This is a genomic window from Rhizobium mongolense USDA 1844 (assembly GCF_000419765.1).
Taxonomy (GTDB): Bacteria; Pseudomonadota; Alphaproteobacteria; order Rhizobiales; family Rhizobiaceae; genus Rhizobium; species Rhizobium mongolense.
This window is the reverse complement of the sequence record NZ_ATTQ01000093.1, coordinates 1-1,201: the sequence shown is the minus strand read 5'-3', so window position 1 is coordinate 1,201 and position 1,201 is coordinate 1. Positions and strand designations below refer to the sequence as shown.

Here is a 1,201-nt window from a genome sequence, read left to right as displayed (position 1 = left end):
CGGCATTGAACGTGTGCGGCATCGTCGAAATCCGGATCAGGAGACTGAAAACCACCGCTCAATATCAGTCGCCGGGTGATCCACGCAACAACGCCGCTGCAGCGCGATCTTGCTGCCATGCGCCCATTGCCGGCGTCGCCTTTCGATGCCTGCGATCAGGCCAGTGCCAGGGTGACGGCCCAGTCGCTGGTGCGTTACAAGACCAATGACTATTCGGTCCCGGTCGCCTACGGCCATCAGGACGTCTGGGTCCGGGGCTATGTCGACGAGGTGGTGATCGGTTGCCGTGGCGAGATCATCGCCCGTCATCCCCGAAGCTGGGAGCGGGAGGACGTGATCTTCGATCCTGTGCATTACCTGCCGCTGATCGAGCAGAAGATCAATGCGCTGGATCAGGCTGCACCTCTCCAGGGCTGGGGCCTGCCGGAGGAATTCGCCACGCTGCGCCGCCTGATGGAAGGCCGCATGGCCAAACATGGCCGCCGGGAATATGTGCAGGTTCTTCGTCTGCTGGAGACTTTTGAGCTCGCCGACCTGCATGCGGCGGTGAAGCAGGCGATCCAGCTCGGAGCCATCGGCTTCGACGCGGTCAAGCATCTGATCCTGTGCCGGGTAGAGCGCCGGCCGCCGAGACTGGATCTGTCCATCTACCCCTACCTGCCGAGGGCGACGGTCGAGACGACATCGGCGAAAGCGTACATGCGCCTCTTGTCGTCGGATGCGGGAGAAGCGGCATGAGCACTGAAGTGCCCGAGATCCTGCTGACCCATTATCTCAAAACCCTCAAGCTGCCGACCTTCCAGCGCGAGTACCAGAAGCTGGCTCGGCTATGCGCCACCGAGGGCGTAGATCATGTCGGATACCTCTTCCGGCTTTCCGAACGGGAGATGAGAGAACGCGATCGCCGCAAGGTCGAGCGCCGCATCAAGGCGGCAAAATTCCCGGTCGTCAAAAGCCTGGACAGTTTCGACTTCGCCGCCATCCCCAAGCTCAACAAGATGCAGGTGCTGGAACTGGCGCGCTGCGAATGGATCGAGCGTCGGGAGAATGTCATCGCTCTCGGCCCCAGTGGAACGGGCAAGACGCATGTGGCACTCGGCCTCGGTCTAGCCGCGTGCCAAAAAGGGCGTTGTCACGTTGTTTGAAATGTGGCCACGTGAGGCCGACCCTGCGCTTTTCAGGCAGGCCGTGCACTCACGGC

At 61.9% G+C, this 1,201-nt stretch carries 2 pseudogenes; both read left to right on the top strand.

The annotated features are described in order from the left end of the window. Positions 1-96: 96 nt before the first annotated feature. Positions 97-738, top strand: a pseudogene (locus A3C3_RS40990) (Mu transposase domain-containing protein); the annotation flags it as partial. Continuing rightward, positions 735-1,127 (top strand): annotated as a pseudogene (locus tag A3C3_RS40985) (ATP-binding protein); the annotation flags it as partial. The pseudogenes A3C3_RS40990 and A3C3_RS40985, both read left to right, overlap by 4 nt. Positions 1,128-1,201: the final 74 nt, after the last annotated feature.